Source organism: Thauera sp. 28 (genome assembly GCF_000310145.2).
Taxonomy (GTDB): domain Bacteria; phylum Pseudomonadota; class Gammaproteobacteria; order Burkholderiales; family Rhodocyclaceae; genus Thauera; species Thauera mechernichensis.
This window is the reverse complement of sequence record NZ_AMXA01000004.1, coordinates 52660-73261: the sequence shown is the minus strand read 5'-3', so window position 1 is coordinate 73261 and position 20602 is coordinate 52660. Positions and strand designations below refer to the sequence as shown.

At 65.7% G+C, this 20602-nt stretch carries 13 protein-coding genes; 1 reads left to right on the top strand and 12 read right to left on the bottom strand.

The annotated features are described in order from the left end of the window. Window positions 1-96 precede the first annotated feature (96 nt). The 11 genes from C662_RS04985 to C662_RS04935 all read right to left on the bottom strand — a co-directional run bounded on the left by C662_RS04985 (window position 97) and on the right by C662_RS04935 (window position 17550). Window positions 97-1296 (bottom strand): acetyl-CoA C-acyltransferase, encoded by a 1200-nt coding sequence (locus tag C662_RS04985; RefSeq protein WP_002925752.1) that lies wholly within the window; start codon window positions 1294-1296, stop codon window positions 97-99. Between the two features lie 14 nt (window positions 1297-1310). Further along, window positions 1311-3692: a 3-hydroxyacyl-CoA dehydrogenase/enoyl-CoA hydratase family protein gene (locus C662_RS04980; protein ID WP_002925750.1), complete on the bottom strand. Its 2382-nt coding sequence runs from the start codon at window positions 3690-3692 to the stop codon at window positions 1311-1313. 85 nt (window positions 3693-3777) lie between these two features. Further along, a complete protein-coding gene (locus C662_RS04975; protein WP_002925748.1) occupies window positions 3778-4185 on the bottom strand; it encodes an acyl-CoA thioesterase in 408 nt (135 codons plus the stop codon). Window positions 4186-4202: 17 nt separating this feature from the next. Further along, window positions 4203-6209, bottom strand: a complete 2007-nt coding sequence (locus tag C662_RS04970) for a 3-hydroxyacyl-CoA dehydrogenase NAD-binding domain-containing protein (RefSeq protein ID WP_002925747.1) — start codon at window positions 6207-6209, stop codon at window positions 4203-4205. Continuing rightward, a complete protein-coding gene (locus tag C662_RS04965; RefSeq protein WP_002925746.1) occupies window positions 6209-7489 on the bottom strand; it encodes an acetyl-CoA C-acetyltransferase in 1281 nt (426 codons plus the stop codon). Before C662_RS04965 ends, C662_RS04970 begins: the two co-directional genes overlap by 1 nt. Further along, window positions 7486-9972 carry an acyl-CoA dehydrogenase gene (locus tag C662_RS04960; protein WP_002925745.1) on the bottom strand — a complete coding sequence of 829 codons (2487 nt, stop codon included), beginning with the start codon at window positions 9970-9972 and terminating at the stop codon, window positions 7486-7488. Before C662_RS04960 ends, C662_RS04965 begins: the two co-directional genes overlap by 4 nt. A gap of 60 nt (window positions 9973-10032) precedes the next feature. Further along, window positions 10033-10731: a TetR/AcrR family transcriptional regulator gene (locus C662_RS04955; protein ID WP_002925744.1), complete on the bottom strand. Its 699-nt coding sequence runs from the start codon at window positions 10729-10731 to the stop codon at window positions 10033-10035. Window positions 10732-10838: 107 nt separating this feature from the next. Beyond that, window positions 10839-13178, bottom strand: coding sequence for an efflux RND transporter permease subunit (locus tag C662_RS04950; RefSeq protein ID WP_002925742.1), 2340 nt, complete (start codon window positions 13176-13178; stop codon window positions 10839-10841). Further along, on the bottom strand, window positions 13178-14155 hold the full coding sequence (locus C662_RS04945) for a WD40/YVTN/BNR-like repeat-containing protein (protein WP_002925732.1): 978 nt from the start codon (window positions 14153-14155) through the stop codon (window positions 13178-13180). The genes C662_RS04950 and C662_RS04945 overlap by 1 nt, the downstream gene beginning before the upstream one ends. An 84-nt stretch (window positions 14156-14239) precedes the next feature. Beyond that, window positions 14240-15571, bottom strand: coding sequence for a DUF1329 domain-containing protein (locus C662_RS04940; RefSeq protein ID WP_002925730.1), 1332 nt, complete (start codon window positions 15569-15571; stop codon window positions 14240-14242). Window positions 15572-15600: 29 nt separating this feature from the next. After that, window positions 15601-17550, bottom strand: coding sequence for a DUF1302 domain-containing protein (locus tag C662_RS04935; RefSeq protein ID WP_037984170.1), 1950 nt, complete (start codon window positions 17548-17550; stop codon window positions 15601-15603). Window positions 17551-17959: 409 nt separating this feature from the next. On the opposite strand from C662_RS04935, the gene C662_RS04930 reads away from it, so the two are divergent. After that, window positions 17960-19765, top strand: a complete 1806-nt coding sequence (locus tag C662_RS04930; protein WP_002925728.1) for an ABCB family ABC transporter ATP-binding protein/permease — start codon at window positions 17960-17962, stop codon at window positions 19763-19765. Between the two features lie 67 nt (window positions 19766-19832). Here the strand turns inward: C662_RS04930 and xdp1 are convergent, their stop codons facing one another. Then, window positions 19833-20576, bottom strand: coding sequence for an exosortase-dependent surface protein XDP1 (gene xdp1, locus C662_RS04925; protein WP_002925727.1), 744 nt, complete (start codon window positions 20574-20576; stop codon window positions 19833-19835). Window positions 20577-20602: the final 26 nt, after the last annotated feature.

The window sequence follows — 20602 nt, the reverse complement described above, 5'->3', positions numbered from 1 at the left end:
ATAAAAGATTGTTACCGCCCGATCACGCCGAACGATCAACAACTTGCTACCAATCCGTAGTTTCCACAACGCGAACCGGCCCGGTCGGAATGGGCATTACACGCGTTCGAACACCCCCGCGGCCCCCATACCCGTGCCAATGCACATGCTGATCATGCCGTAGCGCAACGCCGGATCGCGCTGCATCGCCGACATCAGCGTCGCGGTGCGGATCGCTCCGGTGGCACCCAGGGGATGACCGAGCGCGATCGCCCCACCGAGCGGATTGACCCTTGCCGGGTCCATATCGAGCTGACGCATCACGGCCAGCGCCTGGGCGGCAAAAGCCTCGTTGAGCTCGGTCCAGGCGATGTCGCCAAGGCTGACACCGGCCAGGGCGAGCGCGCGCGGGATGGCCTCGACGGGGCCGATGCCCATCACCTGGGGCGGCACGCCGGCGACCGCATAACCGGCGAAGCGTGCAATCGGTTTGACGTCGTAGCGCTTGACCGCAGCCTCGCTCATCAGCAGCACGGCCCCCGCGCCGTCCGACATCTGGGAGCTGTTGCCAGCGGTCACCGAGCCACGCGCTGCAAACACCGGACGCAGCTTGGCAAGTCGCTCGAGGCTGGCGTCGGCGCGCGGCCCTTCGTCGTTCTCGAGCACACGCTCGACCATGCGCACCGTACCCGCCTCGCCCGGCACATGCGCACGCACGGCATAGGGCGCGATCTCGTCGGCAAAGTGCCCTGCCGCAATCGCCGCGCACGCGCGCCGATGCGACTCGACCGCGAAAGCGTCCTGGTCCTCACGGCTCACCTGCCACTGCTGGGCAACCTTCTCCGCAGTCAGACCCATGCCGTAGGCAATGGCGAGATTTTCGTCGCGTGCGAAGATGTCCGGATTGAGGCTGACCTTGTTGCCCATGATCTGCGGCATCGCGCTCATGCTCTCGGTGCCGGCGGCGATCATCACGTCCGCCTCGCCGAGGCGGATGCGGCTGGCAGCGTCGGCCACCGCCTGCAGGCCGGAAGCGCAGAAGCGGTTGATGGTAATCCCCGGCACCGCATCGGGCAGGCCGGCCAGCAGCGCGCCGATGCGCGCCACGTTCATGCCCTGCTCGGCCTCGGGCATCGCGCAGCCGGTGACGACGTCACCGATCTGGCTGGCATCGAGGTTGGGCACCTTGGCCACCAGCGCGCGCAGCACCGTTGCCAGCATGTCGTCGGGGCGCACGTGGCGGAAGGCGCCATTGCGCTTGGCCACCGGCGTACGCACCGCGGCGACGACGTAGGCGTCCTGAATCTGCTTGCTCATTCTCATGTCCTCAATCAGTTACGCAGGGGCTTGCCGGTCTCGAGCATGTGCGCGATGCGCTGCTGGGTCTTCTCGGTCTTGAGCAGCTCGACGAACTGGGCACGCTCGACATCCAGAATCCACTGCTCGCTGACCCGGCTGCCCGAGTCCACCTCGCCGCCGCACAGCGCAGTGGCCGCTGCACGCGCGACACGATAGTCGTGCGCCGAGATGAAACCGCCTTCCGCCATGTTGATCAGCATCATCTCGCAGGTGGCAACGCCGTTGCGCCCTGCCACGGTGACCTGGGGATCGAGCAACGCCGGGCGCCAGGCAGACTCCGCCATCGCCCGCGCACGCCGGATCGCGGCAAACAGGATCTCGTTGGCGTTGAACAGCACATCGTCGCTGCCGCGGCCGAAGCCCAGCTGTACCGCTTCCAGCGCGCTCTTGGCGACCGTCGCCATGGCGATGGTCTGGAAGGCGTTCTGGATGTAGGGGAACACGTCGCCGCCTGCCGCGCGCTGGGCCATGGCGTGCGCCTGCAAGGCGAATTCCTTGCAGCCGCCGCCCGCCGGAATGAGGCCCACGCCCGCCTCGACCAGTCCTACGTAGCTTTCGAGCGCGAACACGCGATGCGCCGCATGCATGACGAACTCGCAGCCACCACCGAGCGCCATGCCCTGCACAGCCGCCACCACCGGCACCTGGGCATGCTTGATCGCCATCGAGGTGCGCTGGAACTTGGCCACCATCTTCTCCAGCAGGTCGAACTCGCCCGCACGGCAGGCCTCGCCGACCTGTTGCAGGTTGGCGCCGACCGCGAACGGCGCCGGCTGCCAGATCACCAGGCCGTCGAGCTCGCACTCGGCACGCGCGACCGCCTCGAGCAAGCCGTCCATGACCTCGTCGCCGATCGCATGCATCTTCGAGGTGATCGACACGATGCCGATACGCGCATCCTGATCCGCCCGCCGCCACAAGCGCACACCGGCGTTTTCCCACAGCGTTTCGCCGCGGTCGTCGGGCGCCTCGCCGAGCACGCGATCGGGGTAGAGCTGACGCTGGTACACCGACAGTGCTGCGCGGGCCTTCAGCGAGTTCTCGGCAGCGCTGTAGGAGCCAGCTGGTGCATGCACGCCCTCGCGCTCGAACACCCAGGCCGGCAGCGGCACCGCGGCCATTGCACGGCCATGGGCGATGTCGTCGCGGATCATCTCGGCCACCGCCTGCCAGCCTGCGGCCTGCCAGGTCTCGAACGGCCCCTGCGCCCAACCGAAGCCCCAGCGCATGGCGAGGTCGATGTCACGTGCGTTGTCGGCGATGTCGCCCAGGTGAACCGCGCAGTAATGGAACACGTCACGGAAGATCGACCACAGGAACTGCGCCTGGGGGTGCGGGTGCGCTGCAAGCTGGGCGAACTTCTCCGCCGGGTTCTTCAGCTTGAGGATCGCCTCGACCTCAGGGAACACCTCACCGCCGCTGTCGCGATAGTCCTGCAGCTGCAGGTCGAGCACCTGGATCTGCTTGCCCTGCTTGCGGTAGATACCGCACTTGGTCTTCTGCCCGAGCGCGCCGCGGGCGATCAGCGCCCGCAGCCAATCGGGCGTGCGGAAGTGCGCGCTCCACGGGTCATCGGGCAGTGTCGCCTGCATGGTGCCCACGACATGTGCCAGCGTGTCCAGCCCAACTACGTCGCCGGTGCGGAAGGTGGCGCTCTTGGGACGACCGATGCGCGGCCCGGTGAGCAGGTCGACCTCGTCGAAGGCCAGGCCGAGGCGCTGCGTATGGTGCAGGACCGCGAGGATGGAGAACACACCGACGCGGTTGGCGACGAAGTTGGGCGTGTCCTTGGCGCGCACGATGCTCTTGCCCAGGCGGGTGGTGAGCCAGCCCTCCAGGCCGTCCACCAGCGCCGGTTCAGTGGCTGCCGTCGGGATGAGCTCCACCAGCGGCATGTAGCGCGGGGGGTTGAAGAAGTGGATGCCGCAGAACTGGCTGCGGCGCTCTGCCGGCATGCCCGCCGCCAGCGCCTCGATCGACAGGCCCGAGGTGTTCGAGGCGAAGATCGCCCCGGCCTTCAGATGCGGCGCCACCTTGGCGTACAGATCCAGCTTCCACTCCATCTTCTCGGCGATGGCCTCGATGACGAGGTCGCACTCGCCAAGCCGTGCAAGGTCGCTGCCGTAGTTGGCGGCCTCGACATGACGGACCCGGTCCTTGGCCGCGAACGGCGCCGGATCAAGCTTCTTCATGCCCGCGATCGCCTTGGCGACCACCCCATTGGCGTCACCTTCCTTCGCCGGCAGATCGAACAGGATCACCGGCACATCGGCGTTGGCGCAGTGGGCAGCGATCTGCGCCCCCATCACACCGGCGCCGAGCACGGCGACCTTGCGAATAATCAGTCTGCTCACTTCCACCTCCCTGAAGAGTCCATTCAATGCATCGGACCGGCCGCACGCGTGTCGCGCGACCAGCAAAACGGGGCCCCGCAGCCGCTCACTCGGGCGGGATCGGGCGCTTGCGGCCACGGTCATCGAGCGCGACATAGGTCAGACGCGCCTCGGTAACCTTCACCACTACCGGATTCTCCGGCTCGCGCTCGGCGTAAACCTCCACATCCACTGTCACCGAGCTCACGCCAACCGACACGATCTCGGCGTAGAAGCTGACCAGGTCGCCCACCGAAACCGGCTGCTTGAACGTGAATGAGTTCACCGCCACCGTGGCCACCCGGCTGCGTGCGCGCCGACGCGCGGGGATCGCACCGGCGATGTCCACCATGGACATGATCCAACCGCCGAACACGTCACCGGCGGGATTGAGGTCTGCCGGCATCGGCATCACACGCAGCGCGGGCTGCTTGTGTTCGGGCAGCGCGCAAGGTGCGTTCGTGGTCTGTGACATCAGTCTTTCCTCCATGGTCAGCCAGGCAAGGCCGACGCTTTCCCGCGCGTGGCGAGCAGGTTGAGCGGGCCGCCGGTGTGCGGCGCGAAACCCGTCCCGAAAATGACACCCGCATCGGCGAGATCCGTATCGCCCACTACCCCCTCGCGCACGCAGCGCTCGGTCGCCGCGAGCAGCGGTGCGAGCACGCGCTCGGCCAGGCCCGCAGGCACCGCAGGCGCGGGCGCGCCAGCGCGCTTGCCGCCCTCGGCAGCCGTCTTGACGACCTTGCCATCCTGCCAGCGGTAGTAGCCCTCGCCCGACTTGCGTCCAAGCTTGCCCGCAGCAACCAGCTTCAGCAGGCGCGCGGGTGGCTCCGCCCCGCTGCCTGCGAGCGCCTTGCCGGCAGCAACCGCTATATCCAGGCCGACGGTATCAACCAGTTCGACCGGCCCCATCGGCATGCCGAAGGCCGTGAGCGCGGCGTCCACCGTCTCGGGCGCAATGCCCTCCTCGACGCAGCGCAGGGCCTCAAGCATGTAAGGCCCGAGCACCGCATTGACGAGGAAGCCCGGCGCGCTCTTCACGGGCAGCGGCAGCTTGTCGATGCGGCGCACGAAACCGGTCGCACGGCGCAGCACCTCGGCCGCGGTGGCCTCACCTGCCACCACCTCGACCAGCGGCAGCATCGGCACCGGGTTGAAGAAGTGGATGCCGACCAGTCGCGACGGGTCCTGCAACGCACTGGCGATATCCTCCAGACGCAGGCTGGAGGTGTTGGTCGCGAGAACGGCCTCGGGCCGGGCGCGGCGTTCGAGCTCGGCGAACAGGCTGCGCTTGACCGCCAGATCCTCGAAGATGGCCTCGATGATCAAGTCGGCGCGCGCCGCGCCATGGCCTTCTGGATCGGCAATCAGGCGGTCCAGGGTGAAGCGCACCTGACGCGCATCGCCCTTGTGGCGGCGCTCGAAGAGCCTGGCCGCACGCTGGATGGCCGGTGCGATGCGCTCGACGGACTGATCCTGCAGCGTCACCGTCATGCCGCGCAGCGCGCACACCGCAGCGATGTCTCCGCCCATCACGCCTGCGCCGACGACATGCACATGGCGGGGCGCGAAGTCGCTCTCCTTGCCGAAGGCCTTCAAGCGCTCCTGCAGGAAGAACACCCGCACCAGGTTCTTGGCGGTGGGCGAATCGAAAATGGCCTCGAGCGAAGCAGGATCGCCCGCAGGCACGGCGAGTGCGTTGCCGCCATGCTTTTCCCAGATGTCGACGATGGCGAAGGGCGCCGGGTAGTGCTCGCGGCTGACCTTGGCTGCCGCCTGCTTGCGCGCCTTGTCGGCCACGACACGACGCAGCGGACCGTTCATCGCCAGGCGCAGCAAGCGCTCCTGCAGCGGCGGCCGGCGCGCCGGGGCCGCTGCCAGTGCCATCATGCGTGCTGCGGATTCCATCACCCGCGCCGGCACGTAGTCGTCGGCCAGCCCGATGCGCTTGGCCTTCCTCGCATCCACCGCCTTGCCGGTGAGCATGAGATCGAGCGCCGTCGCCGGCCCCACCGCCTGCGGCAGGCGCAGCATGCCGCCCCAGGCCGGGACGATGCCGAGCATGACCTCGGGCAGGGCGAGCCGCGTGCCGGGCTCATCGACCACGAGCCGGTAACGGCAGGCCAGCGCGAGCTCGAGCCCGCCGCCCATGCAATGCCCGCGGATGAGCGCGAGCGTGGGGTAGCGCACCGCAGCCAGGCGGTTGAACAAGCCCCAGCCGCGCTCGACCAGCGCACGCGCGGCGGCCGGCGAGGCAATGCGGGAAAACTCCTCGATGTCGGCACCGGCGATGAAGCCCGCAGGCTTGGCCGATGCGATCACGAGCGCCTTGGGCGGCGCCGCATCGAGGGCATCGAGCACGCGGCCGAACTCGGTCATCACCTCGGCCGACAGCACGTTGGTACTCGCGTCCGCCTTGTCCAGCTCGAGCCAGGCCAGCCCGCCGTCTTCCCGGCGCAGACGCCAGTGTTTCCAGTCGTGTTGCATGTTCTCGCTCATCAAACCGTCTCCACCAGCATGGCGCCGCCCTGGCCACCGCCGATGCAGATCGACGCCAGCCCACGCCCGCCGCCCTTGCGGCGCAGCACATGGAGCAGATGCAGGACGATGCGCGCACCGCTCGCGCCCACCGGATGTCCGAGTGCCACCGCGCCACCATCGAGGTTGAGGTGTGCGGCATCAGGGGCGCCGGGCGCGTCGACACCGAAGTGCTCGCGGCAGTAGGCATCGTCGGCCAGCGCACGCAGGCAGGCGATCACCTGGGCGGCAAAGGCCTCGTTGATCTCCCAGGCATCCAGCGCCTGCGGCGCCAGGCCGTGACGCTGCAGGATCGGCATCGCCGCATGCACCGGCCCCAGGCCCATCTGGTCGGGCGCGAGGCCGGCCCACTGGCTATCAACGATGCGCCCGATCGGCTGCAGGCCATGGCGCGTCACCGCCTCCTCGGAGGCCAGCACCAGCCAGGCAGCGCCATCGGTGATCTGGGAGCTGTTGCCCGGCGTCACGCGGCCATATTTCTTGTCGAAGAAGGGCTTGAGGCGGGCGAGGTTGTCCATCGACGAATCGCGCCGCACGCCGTCGTCGGCCGAGTACACGGTGCCGTCGCGATCGATCAGCGGCACGATCTCGGCGCGCAGGTGGCCGGCATCCTGCGCCGCACACACGCGGCGGTGGCTTTCGACCGCGAAGGCATCCATGTCGGCGCGGGTGATGCCGAACTTCCAAGCCAGGTTCTCGGCTGTCTGACCCATCAGCTGGCCCACGATCGGATCGGTAAGCCCCTTCATGATGCCGATCACCGGCGCGAGATATCCCAGGCGCAGCGACTTCAGCGCGGCAAGCTTCTGGCCCACGCTGCGGGCGGCATACCAGCCCGCCAGCCAGCGCACCATCTTGTCCGAGAACAGCAGCGGCGCATGCGAGAGCGCATCGACACCACCGGCAAGAACGAGCTCGCTGCGGCCGCTGCGGATGTTGGTGAGCGCGGAATCGAGCGCCTGCATGCCCGAGGCGCAGTTGCGCATCACCGTCCAGCCTGGCACTGCGTTGCCGCAGCCCATGCGCAGCGCAACCACGCGGCCGATGTTGACCTCATCGGCCGACGGGCTGGCGCAGCCCAGGATGACCTCGTCAAGTTGGTCGGGCGCGAAAGGCTGGCGCACCAGCAGCGCACTGCCCGCCGCGGTGGCGAGGTCGGCGGCGGTGAAGGGGCCGGGTGCGTTCTTCGCCTTCAGGAAGGGCGTACGCGCACCATCGACGACATAGACCGTCCGGCTCATGCAGCCACCTTCAACGCAGGCGCCGAGCGCGGCGCCTCCTCGAGCGCGGCGCGCAGGCCGAAGTCATAAGGGAAGTCATCGACGCGGATCACCTTGTTGCGCAGCATGTTGCGGCGCTCGACGAGGCGGAACTCCTCATCGCTGATCACGCCGGCTTCGCGTGCGCGGCGCCACACCTCGTCGACATCGCCGCCAGTCATCAACCCGGGGGCGAAGCGGCCATCGCGCTGCAGTTGCCTGAGCTTGGCCTCGACCGGCTCGGCGGCGATCGTCGCCGCGAGCGCGGCCTCGAGCGCGCCCACCGGCTCCTCGATGTCCTCCGGCAGGTAGACATCCGCGGTGAGACGGTCGCGGGTGGCCGAAGGCTCGATGAGCAGCGCGGCAACCTGGTGGCCGAGCTTGTCCGAAGGCACGACATAGGGACGACCAAGCGGGAACACGACCAAGCGACGCAGCAGGAAGGCGAAGAGCTTGTTCGGGAAATTGGCGATCACGCCTTCGAAGGCGAGCTGGATGCGGAACATGCAGTCCCAGATCGCCCAGTGCATCAGCGGTGCATCCGCCGCCTGTCGGCCCTCGGCCTCGTAACGCTTGAGGGTCGCCGTGGCCAGGTACATCAGCGACAGGATGTCGCCCAGGCGCGCCGACAGCTTCTCCTTGCGCTTGAGCGCACCGCCCAGGGTGCCCATGGAGATGTCCGAGATGAAGGCGAAGGCGGCCGAGAAGCGGGTCAGCTGCTGGTAGTAGCGCCGCGTCTCGGGCGCCACGTCGGCCGGCACCTTGACGAAGTGCGAGCCGGTCAGCCCCATCGCCACCGCACGCGCGGCATTGGACACCGTGAAGCCGACGTGGCCCCACAGCGCCTTGTCGAAAGCCTCGAGGTCGTTCTTCTGCGCCGAGTGCATCTCGTCGAGCACGTAGGGGTGGCAGCGGATCGCGCCCTGGCCGAACAGGATCAGGCTGCGGGTGAGGATGTTCGCACCCTCGACCGTGATGCCGACCGGAATCTGCTGGTAGGCGCGACCGAGGAAGTTCTGCGGCCCCAGGCAGATGCCCTTGCCGCCGATGACGTCCATGCCATCATTGACGACCTGGCGTGCACGTTCGGTAACGTGGTACTTGACGATCGCCGACACCACCGAGGGCTTCTCGCCAAGATCGATCGCACCGGCCGTCATCACCCGCGCGGCATCGCACAGGTAGGTGTTGGCACCGATCCGGGTCAGCGCCTCCTCGACACCTTCGAAGCGGCCGATCGCGGTCTTGAACTGGTAACGCACACGGGCATAGGCGCCGACAGCGCGCGCAGTGAGCTTCTGCATGCCGGTGTTGGAACCGGGCAGCGAAATGCTGCGCCCGGCCGCCAGGCACTCCATGAGCATGCGCCAGCCCTGCCCCGCCATGCGCGGGCCGCCGATGATGAAGTCGAGCGGCATGAACACGTCCTTGCCGCGCACCGGCCCGTTCATCCACACCGCGTTGAGCGGGAAGTGGCGGTTGCCGATGTCCACCCCCGGGTGGTCGTGCGGCACCAGCGCGCAGGTAATGCCCAGATCCTCGTCGCCCCCCAGCAGGCGCTCGGGGTCATAGAGGCGGAAAGCGAGGCCGAACACGGTGCACACCGGCGCGAGCGTGATGTAGCGCTTGTCGAAGGAGACGCGCATGCCCAGCACCTCTTCGCCATTCCATTCGCCCTTGCACACCACACCCGCATCGGGGATGGAGGCTGCGTCCGAGCCCGCCCACGGGCTGGTGAGCGCAAAGGCGGGGATCTCGCGGCCGCTGGCCAGGCCGGGCAGGTAGTGCTGCTTCTGCTCCGGCGTGCCGTAGTGCAGCAGCAGCTCCGCCGGACCGAGCGAATTGGGCACCATCACCGTCACCGCCGGTGCCGAAGATCGCGTCGACAGCTTGGTGATGACCTGCGAGTGAGCGTAGGCCGAGAAGCCCTTGCCGCCATATTCCCTGGGGATGATCATGCCCAGGAAGCCCTTGTCCTTGATGTACTGCCAGACCTCGGCGGGCATGTCCTGCTGCTGGGTGCACGCCCAGTCGTTGGTGAGGCGGCACAGCGCCTCGGTCTCGTTGTCGAGGAAGGCCTGCTCCTCGGCGCTTAGCTTTGGCCAGGGGTAGGCACCGAGCTTGTTCCAGTCCGGGCGGCCGGCGAAGAGCTCGCCTTCCCACCACACCGTGCCGGCCTCGAGCGCGTCGCGCTCGGTCTGTGACATCGCGGGCAGGGCCCCGCGGAAGGCCTTCAGGATCGGTGCGGTCACGCGCTGGCGCCGCAGGCCATCATGCATGAACACCCCCAGCACGGCAGCCAGCACCGCCATCGCGAGCAGGGTCCAGCCCACTGCCCAACCGGCCGCCCAGCCCATCGCCGCAAGCCAGGCCAGCCCTGCCCAGAGCCAGGCAAAAAGTGGCGCTCGCCCGTAGGCGAGCGCACCTGCCAAGGGAGGGAGGGAAAGCAGTAGCAACCAGGTCATCTCTGTCTCCAGAACAACATCAATCAGGTGTTGCAGCCGCGCCGAGACGCAGCTGCAGATTCATTCGGCATTCCGCGCCACAGACTCCGCGCCAGTGACGAAGTCGGGGAGCGGTGCGCGCAAGCCGCCAAGCAGGAAGGACATCAGGCGCGGCAGCATGTGCGCGGGGTCCTCGTCGTCGAAGCGCCCGGCAAACAGCTGCAGGGCGTCGGTCCCGGCAATCGCGTACGAGGTCGCCCCCATCATGAAATGGAAGCGCCACAGGATCTCCTCGCGCGGCACGCCGGGCAGCGAGTCGTACAGCGCCTGCAGGAAACGCTGCAGGGTCTGCGCATACTCCTCGGCCAGGAACTTGCGCACGAAAGCGTTCGGCTCGGTATAGGTCCGACCGAGCAATTGCATGAAGGTGCGGCCGCCATGCACGGTATCGGTCGCCATCTCCAGCGAAGGGGTGAAGAAGGCCTCCAGCACCTGGCTCGGCTTGATCTGTGTCCCGTTCGCTCGCGCGCGCTGCTCGGCACGATCGAGGGCAGCGAGGCGGGACTGGTTGAGCTCGCCGAGGCGGCGCCTGAAAACCTCGTGGATCAGGCTGTCCTTGGAGCCGAAGTGGTAGTTGACCGCGGCCAGGTTGACCCCCGCCTCAGTGGTGATCATGCGCATCGAGGTGGCATCCAGACCATGCTCGACAAACAGCGCCTCGGCCGCATCAAGGATGCGACCGCGTGTCTCGGGGCCCGACCGCGCTGAAGGACTGCTCATCATCATTCTCCTGAACGAGCACTGGATGGATCGAAGCTTACTCATTCAAACGTTCGTTTGAATTCTACGGCGATTACTGCCCGTGTCAAGAATATTGATGGATCGATTCAGGAAATCTTCTTTTCCTGCGCGGGCCCTGCCTTGAGCAGCAGGGCCGCAAGCGCCGGCAACAGGAGCAGCGCACCGAGCATGTTCACGATGAACATGAACGCCATCAGCAACCCCATGTCGGCCTGGAACTTGAGCGCGGAGAAGACCCAGGTGCCCACGCCTACGCTCATCGTGGTGGCGGTGAACATCACCGCGGTGCCACGCTGGCAGAGTGCCTGATAGAAGGCGTCCGGCAACGCATCGCCTTTGCGGAAGCGGTCGGACATGCGTTCGTAGAAGTAGATCCCGTAGTCGACGCCAATACCGACCGCAATCGCGACGACAGGCAAGGTGGACACCTTCAGGCCGATGCCCAGCAGCGCCATCAGCGCATTGCAGAACACCGCGGCGATCATCAGCGGCAGGATGATGCAGAGTGTTGCGCGCCAGGAGCGGAACTCGAGGAAGAACAGTACGCTGATCACCCCGAACACCAGCACCAGGATGGTTACCGAGGCGGCATCGACGGCCTCGTTGGTCGCCGCCATCACGCCGACGTTGCCGGAGGCGAGCAGAAAGTCGAGATGCTCGCCGCGGTTGGCGTCGCGGAAGGCCTTGACCTCGCGGATGACGTGCGAAATCGTCGCCCCCTCGTGATCGCGGGTAAAGATGAGCACCTGCATCGCGCTGCAATCGGTGTTGAGCAGGCCGGTGCTGGTATCAACCGGGGTGACCGACTGCGCCAGCACCGTGGGGTTTCGCGACAGCACTCGCCAGGCCGGGTTACCCTCATTCCAGCCGGCATTGACCGTCTTCGCCACGCCGGGCAGGCCAACCACGCTCTGCACCCCATGCACACCGCGCATGGTGGTCTCGAAGCGGTCGATCGTGTCCATGATGTCGAAGTTGGTGCAGGCACCATCGACGCCCCTGGACTGCACGATGACCGACAGCACATCGACGCCGATCGAGAACGACTCGACGATCGCGGCTGCATCCTGGTTGTAGCGCGCATCCTCGTGCAGTTCAGGAATGCCGTGGCCAAGATCGCCGGTGCGCAGATCACGCGACAACCACGTCGCGATGCCCAGCAGCAGCGCAGTGACCATCAGCACCACCGTCGCGCGCCGGGGTTCGGCCAGCGTGCGCAGGCGCGTCCACAGCCAGTGGTCCTTCGACTCTGCGCCCATTGTGCGTCGCATCTCCGCCGCGTCGAGCCGCGTCCACGACAGCAGCAGCGGCAACAGCAACATGTTGGTGAGCAGGATCAGGGCGACACCGAGGCCGGCGGTGAGCGCAAGCTCGCGCACCATGTCGATCTCGATGCGCATGATCACCAGAAAACCGACCACCGTCGTGGTAAGCGCCATCGACCCGGGCAGGAACAGGCGCCTGAAAGCGTTCTGCGCTCCCGTCAGCGGTCCCGCCCCCTCCATGATCTCCAGGCGCCAGGCGTGAGTCATCTGCACCGCGTGACTGACGCCGATGGCAAAGATCAGGAAGGGCACCAGGATCGACATCGGATCGATGCCGAAGCCGATGAGCGGCAGCAGACCCATCAGCCACACCACCGGCACCATCGCGCACAACAGCGTGAGCGCGGCCAGCTTTGCCGACCCGGAGTAGAAATACAGCAGCACCGCGGTGATCAGGAACGCCACCACGAAGAACATCAGCACGCCGCGCGCACCGTCGGTAATGTCACCCACGGCCTTCGCGAAGCCGATGATGTGCACGTCCAGGCCATCGTCGGCATGACGCGTGCGCAGATCTTCAAGCTGCTTCGCCACCGCCAGGTAGTCCAGGCGGGCACCGGTGTTGGGGTCGATCTCGAGCAGCTCTGCACTGATCATCGCCGCGCGATGGTCGTTCGACACCAGTCGCCCCACACGCCCCGACTTGAGCACATTCTCGCGCACGGTCTCGAGGTCTTCCGGCGTGCCCTCGAAGTCGGCCGGGATGACGTTGCCGCCGGCGAAGCCGGCCTCCACCACCTCGATGAAGCGCACGTTGGGGGTGAACAGCGAGGTCACCGTGGCGCGATCCACCCCCGGAATGAAGAAGACCTCGTCCGTGGCGGCCTTCAGCTTGCTCATGAAGGCCTCGTTGTAGATGTCGCCCTCATGCTGGCGCAGGGCGACGAGCACGCGATTGGCACCACCGAAGGTGTTGCGGTAGGCCATGAAGGTCTGCATGTACTCGTGTTCGAGCGGGATCATCTTCTCGAAGCCCGCATCGACCTGCAGGCGCGAGGCCGAGGCGCCGAGCAGCAGCGTGATCACCACGAACAGCCCGAGGAAGACGCGCCGGCGGCGGAACAGCAGCAGGCCGAGAAACTCCACAAAGGCCTTCAACATCAGGAACGTCCTCCCGCAGCGGGCACCAGCGACAGGCGCTCCACCCCCTCCTCACCCACCAGCAGCAGCGCATCCGGCTGTTCGCCCTGGGCAACCGCCGCGCGCGTGCGGCGGTCATCGTTGTCGACTCGCACGAAACTGTGCGCACCATCCTCGCTGATCAGCACGACACCCGCCTGGCCCGCCAGTACCACACGCCCATCAGCGAGCACACGGCCACCGAAGAGCGAACTGGGAACACCCGGACCGACCTCCTGCCAGCTGTCGCCGCCATCATCCGAGCGGAACACATGGCCACGCATGCCGAACACCAGCGCCCCGCCGTCGGCCAAGGCCAGCGCACCAAAGAACGAACCTGCGTAAGGCGACTCGAGCGCTTCCCAGGAGTCGCCGTCGTCCCGCGAGCGCAGCAGCAGGCCGGCTTCGCCGGCGATCAGCAGGTCTCCGCCAGCCAGGCGGACCACCGCGTTCAGGTGAAGTCCGTCCTCATTGGCCTCGACCTCCTGACGCGCCCAGCTTGCTCCGCCGTCGGCCGTACGCTCCAGGCGCCCATAGGCGCCAACCGCAATCCCTTGGCCATCGGCATCGAACCAGGCGCCCAGCAGCGGCTCCTCGGCTTCGGGGTCGGACTGCACCTTTACCCAATGCTCGCCGCCATCCTCGCTGCGAACGATCACCGCGTCGTGACCCACAGCGACAACGCGCTGCGCATCCACAAAGCGCACCGCGACCAGCGTGGCACCCGCCGGCGATGCCACTGCGCGCCACGCACCGCCATGGTCATCGGACACGAAGATGTGGCCGCGCTCGCCGACCGCGATCAGGCGACCGTCATCGCGCTCGGCAAGGTCGAGCATCTGCAGGTGGTCGATACGCGTCTGCGTCGCCGGCATCGGCGGATCGCTGCGTTCGGAGAACGCAAACGCCACCGCTGCCAGTACGACGACGACGAAGAGGTTGCCGATCGCGCGTTTCATGGAACCCTGGGGAAAGGAGGAAAATGCGGGTAGTGGCTCGGCCCCGCGCCCCGGAGGCGCAAGGCCGAGCCCTCATCTACAGGATCAGCGCGTACCGACGCCGCGCAGGCCCGAAGGCGTGAAGTCGGCCGGACGGGCGTCGATCACGCTATACACGCGCGGCTCGTCATTGCGCAGGCCCATGGCGATGTAGCGGCCGGACTGCAGGTCGTGGTGCACCTCGAGGCTGGGGTACAGCATCGGAATGTCGAACCAGTTGATGGTGTGCAGCTCGGAGACGCGCCACAGCTGGTCGCGGGCGTCGTACTTATCGATGGCGAGAATCGACCACGAGTCCTCGTCGAGGTAGAAGGTGCGGCGCTTGTAGCTGTGGCTGGTGCCGTCCTTCAGCGTGGCATCCACCACCCACACGCGGTGCAGCTCGTAACGCGCCAGCTCCGGGTTGAGGTGCCCGGCCTGCAGCACATCGGCCATCTTCACCGTGTTGCCGACCAGCTTGTAGGCGTTGTAGGGGACGTAGATCTCCTTCTTGCCCACCAGCTTCCAGTCGTAACGGTCGATGGCGCCGTTGTACATGTCGAAGTCGTCGTTGGTACGCAGGCCATCGGCCGCCGTGCCCGGGTTGTCGTAGGCCACGTTCGGTGCCAGGCGCACACGGCGCTGGCCCGGGTTGTAGGTCCACGCCTGGCGGCGGTCGAGGAACTCATGCACGAGCAGGATCTGCCCCGCCAGGCGAGCGGGTGCGGTCACCGTCTGCAGGAAGTTGAACAGCTTGCCCTGCTCGATCTGCTCCGGCGACTTGCTCAGGCTGCCATAGTGGAAGTCGTACTGGTACTCGAAGCGCACCGGCGTGTAGGTGCCCTGTCGCGTCACCGCGGCCTGGCTCCAGTTCATCGCGTAGGACTCGCCGCGGTAGCGTGCAAGGTGGTTCCAGATCGCCTCGGCGCCATCCTGCGGAATCGGGAAAGGGATGCCGCCGGTCGTGCCTTCGATCGTGCGCCCACCATCGACCAGCTTGGCGCGACTGGCATTGGCGATGGTCTGGTCGTAGTGCCCCTGCGGGAAGGCCGCGCTGCGCCGCGTGGGGTAGACGTTCATCTTCCACGTCGAGTAGGTCTTGAGCATCGCCACCTGGCCCGGGGTGAGCTTGTCGGCGTGCTGATCGACGTTGGCCGCATCGATGGTGAATAGCGGCTTGTCAGCGGCGAAGGGGTCTGCATAGTGTCCGCCCGCCTGATGCCCGGCCGGCGCCGAGGCGAGGCCGCCGTCCCAGGCGGGGATGGTGCCCGCCGCGTTGCCCGCCCGCTCCGCACCCATCGGCGTCAGGTCCTTACCCAGTCGTGAAGCGTCGGCCAATGCCGGCGCGGACAGCGCCACCGCGAGCGCCGCGCCGAGAATCGTGAAAGTCTTGCGCATGTCGTTTGTCTCCAGATCCGGTGTGGTGCTCAGAACGAATAGCTGACGCTGATCGACAGGAAGTCGCGGTCTTTAAGGGGATTGGTGCTGCTTGCATAGCTCGGGCTCTGAGTCCCCGCGGGAAAACCCGCAGCCGGGCTTGAAGTCGGGTCTACGCCTGAGATCGTCTTGCCCCCAAAGAACGCGGTATAGGCAATATCCGCTTGCCAGTTCTGTCGGTAATTGACGCCTACCCCGAGCGTCAAGGCCTTCGCTCCCTCGTTGAAAGTGGGGCTGCGTCCGTTCACATCATGAGCAAACGCGACGCGGGGGGAAACCGTTGCTCCGGCAAGGATGTTCGTATAATCGGCCCGCGCGACAAGTCGATACCCCCATGAGCTCTCAGTGGCGAAATACGACTGAGTCGAACCGAATGAAGTCTGTGTCGCCGAGCCCGGAGCCGGAAGATAGACGCCAGACACATTGAAGGGGATGCCAGCCGGCAAGCTGAGCCTCGTGTAACCCACCTCGCCGACCATGACGACCTGATCGGCACCCGCCATCTGAGGAACTGCTTTCGTGGCACTCAATTGCAACTGGTGCATCTTCACCCGGCGATAGCCTGTGATCTCTCCTCCAACCGGTATCGCGTCGGTACCCGGGATCTGGTTAGCCTGCCCAAGCGCTGCCAGCAATAGCTCAGGCGCAGCAATCTGAAGCGGCTGGTTTGGACGGTATGAATACTCGCCCTGCAAGGCAATCCCTGCTGGGCCAGGCGTATTGAAACTAATACCCCAGAGACGAATGTCTTCCGGATAGTCTGCGAAATAGCGCGCAGTACCTCGTTGCGACAACACCTGATCAAGCGGCAAATTCACAACACCAACTCCGGGAACAGGAACCGGAACGAGCGTCCCTGTTCCCGTCAAGGCGGTCGTTGGCTCTCCTTTTATACCGGAGGCGAAGGGCGTTCTACTGTGATAGCGAACGTGATAAAGACCGAACTCGGTGTTATTTAGGTGATCAGCGAAGTAACGAGCCGCAAGGCCGAACTGGCCTCCATCTCTTGCCTTTCGATCCGGGCTGCGCGGCGCCCACACAGCCGCCTCGGGATCGAACGGCCCAGCAAGTGCTTCAGTTACGGGATAAAGGGCAGCCGAAGGCCCAACTGGCGGCACCGGATTAGTGGCTGGCGTCCCCAGATCTTTCCTGCGACCAAATCCGACAAACACATTATTCGCCCCAGGGCTCAAGTAATCGTTGTTACTAAAGAAAGTTCCTGCCGGATCGATCTTCGTTTTTTCCCACTCAAGCATCAGAGTCGCCTCAACTGACAAGCGGTCTGTAAGATCCTGAGACGCCCAAAGCATATTGGTGGGAATCAAGCCTTCGCGAAGCTCTGAACCAGGAATTCTTAGCCGGCTGACGTTCACCGGATTCAGCACATTGATGCCGTTCTGAATGAACGTACTCTCCCCCCAGTTGACCACCTGGTTACCCAAACGAACATTGAGCGCGCGCCCCCCCACGTCGAAGCGACCACGAACATAGGCATCAAGCAATTCAAAGTCACGGCCTGTCTGGCTGCGTGCCGCGTCACTCAAGCCGCTCTTGTTCATGACAGCATGGTCATAGAAGTACGACGCCCGAACAAACGCACCGTAATTTCGGTAGTTCAGCTCTAGATCGTGAGTGGCCTTTAAAGCAAGCGAAACCAGATCGCCTTTGTCATAGTTGAGATTGCCGTCATCTTCGTTCACTGAGCGAGAGGTTCCGCCGTTCGTAATCCCGACCAGCGAAGCATCCCTACCCTGCATCCGCCACAGCCCACCCACCGACAGGGTGGTATCGAAGCTGCCTGTCACCTCGCCGCTGGCGCTGGTGAATTCGAAGGCGTGCACGCTGGCAGGCGCAGCAAAGGCGAGCACGACGGCTGAGGCCAGGGTGCTTAGTGCCAGTGCGGGGCGGTGCGATGCTGCTCGATGCTTGATCCGACTCATTTGACTCCTCCTCGGTGGCAACCCCGCACTCTGTAGCGGGCGGGTGTATCTGGGTGCTGCAATCAAATGCATCCGCAGACGGCATCCGGCCGTTTGCGGCGCCCAAGGGCAGAGCATGCGCAGAGGCAACCGCGCTGTCTCCTCGGGATAAACACTTATCTCTTTGGGGAAAGACCGCATCAACCGATTGATACCTGCTGATGGGCGCATCCATTTTTCTAATTCAAACGTTTGTTTGAATAGTACAAACTCCTGCGCTCAAGTCAAGCGGGGAGAAGGAAATTTTCCACATGGCACGATCTGCTCAGGCGCTCAAACCGCTGCGGATTTGACGCCGGCCGGCCCTGCCAACAGAATCCGCTGCCGGCATCCGCCCTTGCCCTGCGCCCAAGCCGAACTGGACCCCCTGATGAGACGCGCCCCCTCCGCCGCCCTGCCCGGCCCCGAACCCACCGAACGCCGCGACTGGCAGACTCTCAAGAGCCTGATCCCCTTCATCTGGGCCTACAAGGGCCGGGTGCTGTTCGCGCTCGCCTGCCTGGTCGCCGCCAAGGGCGCCAACGTGTCGGTGCCGCTGGTCTTCAAGCACCTGATCGACGGCCTCACGATCACGCCCGAGCAGGCCTTCATCGTCGTGCCGGCCACGCTCCTGCTGGCCTACGGCGTGCTGCGCTTCTCGACCTCGCTACTCACCGAGTTGCGCGAGGTGGTGTTCGCGCGCGTAACCCAGCAGGCGGTGCGCGAGATTTCGCTGCGCGTATTCCGCCATCTGCACGCGCTGTCGCTGCGCTTTCATCTGGAACGCCAGACGGGCGGGCTGACGCGGGACATCGAGCGCGGCACACGCTCGATCGGCTCACTGATCAGCTACACGCTGTACTCCATCCTGCCCACGCTGATCGAGATCGGCATGGTGATCGGCATCCTGCTGGTGAGCTACGACGCCGTGTTCGCGCTCATCACGCTCAGCGCGCTGACGATCTACATCACCTTTACCGTGAAGGTGACCAACTGGCGCACCGCGCTGCGACGCCAGGCCAACGAGCTCGACTCCGCCGCCAACGCGCGCGCAATCGACAGCCTGATCAACTACGAGACAGTGAAGTACTTCAACAACGAGGAATTCGAGGCCAGACGCTACGACGAGCAGCTGCAGAAATGGACCAAGGCCCAGGTCACCAACCAGTATTCGCTGTCGGCGCTCAACGTCGGCCAGGCGGCGATCATCGCGGTCGCGGTGACGGCGATGATGTGGCAGGCGGCGATCCGGGTGGCCAGCGGCGAGATGACGATCGGCGACATCGTGCTCGTGAATGCCTTCATGATCCAGCTCTACATCCCGCTCAACTTCCTCGGCGTGCTCTACCGCGAGATCCGCCAGGCGCTCACCGATATCGAGCGCATGTTCGGCCTCATGCACACCCAGCGCGAGATCGCGGACGCGCCCGACGCGCGCACACTGCCAGCGGGCCCGGCGAGCGTGCGCTTCGAGAACGTGAGCTTCGCCTACGACGCCAAGCGGCCGATCCTGTTCGACGTCGATTTCGGCATTCCGGCCGGGCACACGGTGGCGGTGGTGGGGCACTCGGGCTCGGGCAAGTCCACCCTCGCCCGCCTGCTCTACCGCTTCTACGACGTGCAGGGCGGCGCCATCTGCATCAACGGCCACGACCTGCGCAACCTCAGCCAGGACAGCCTGCGCGCAGCGATCGGCATCGTCCCGCAGGACACGGTGCTGTTCAACGACACCCTGTACTACAACATCCAGTACGGCCGTCCCGGCGCCAGTCGCGAAGAGGTCGAGGCCGCCGCACGTGCGGCACAGCTGGAAGACTTCATCCACCAGCTGCCCGACGGCTACGAGACGCGGGTCGGCGAGCGCGGCCTGAAACTGTCCGGCGGCGAAAAGCAGCGCGTGGCGATCGCGCGCGCGCTATTGAAGAACCCCGCCATCCTGATCTTCGACGAGGCCACCTCCGCGCTCGACTCGCGAACCGAAAAGGCGATCCAGGCGCAGATCGAGCTCGCTGCGCAGGGCCGCACCGCGCTGGTGATCGCCCACCGCCTGTCGACGATCATGGACGCCGACGAAATCATCGTGCTCGACAAGGGCCGCATCGTCGAGCGCGGTCGCCATACGCCGCTGCTCGCCAAGGGCGGCGCCTATGCGCAGATGTGGCTGCTGCAGCAGCAGGAGGACGCCGCACAGGATTGAGCGCGGCGCACCGCCAAACAAAAGAGGCGCCCGCGGGCGCCTCTTTTGTTTGATGCTTGCAGACCGATCAGGCCGACTTCCAGCGCCGGCGCGTCGCGACCAGGCCAAGCAGACCCAGGCCGGCGAGGGCCAGCGAGCCGGGTTCGGGGACGCCCGACGGCGGAGGCGGGGGCGGGATCTTGGTGACACCTGCAACTGATGCGATCTTGATGTAGTCGTGCCTGCCGTCACCGTTGGTGACGCCCGAAGCCGAGATCGCACCGGCACCGATGAGCCAGAAGCTCGAATACACCGAGGCGCCGGTGTTGTAAGTCCCGGTGGACGCGCCGTTGGCATAGTTGCCGACCAGCGACCAGCCGCTACTCAAGAGATTCGCGTACGTGTTGTTGGCGAGACTACCGGAGAAAGGCGTGGCGCCAGTGTAGGCGAGCAGGAAGAAATCGGAGTCGGTCTGGACCCAGCCAATGCTCACCTTGTCGAGTTTGACCTCCTGCGGCCCGAAATTGAGCAGCAGGGACTCGAAGCGGCCGTTCGTATCCATCGCATGCTCAGGCGCTGAGAGCGTTTCGTCGGCGTTGCCGTTGCTACCACCGGCTTTGCCGTCTGCACCGAGATGCTGCACGCCGACACCGCCGTCCCACTTGGTAACCGCACCGGAGCCGAGCTTTCCATCGTTCAAGTTGTACCACGCGCTCATTGCGGGCACGGTGGTCGACGTATTGAGATTCCACGTCGTCGAGGCGCTTGCCGCGCCCGAACCCAAGGCCAGGCCTGCAGTCACCAACGCACATGCGAGCTGTTTGTGATTCATCTTTTTTACCTTCTCACGTAGTTCTT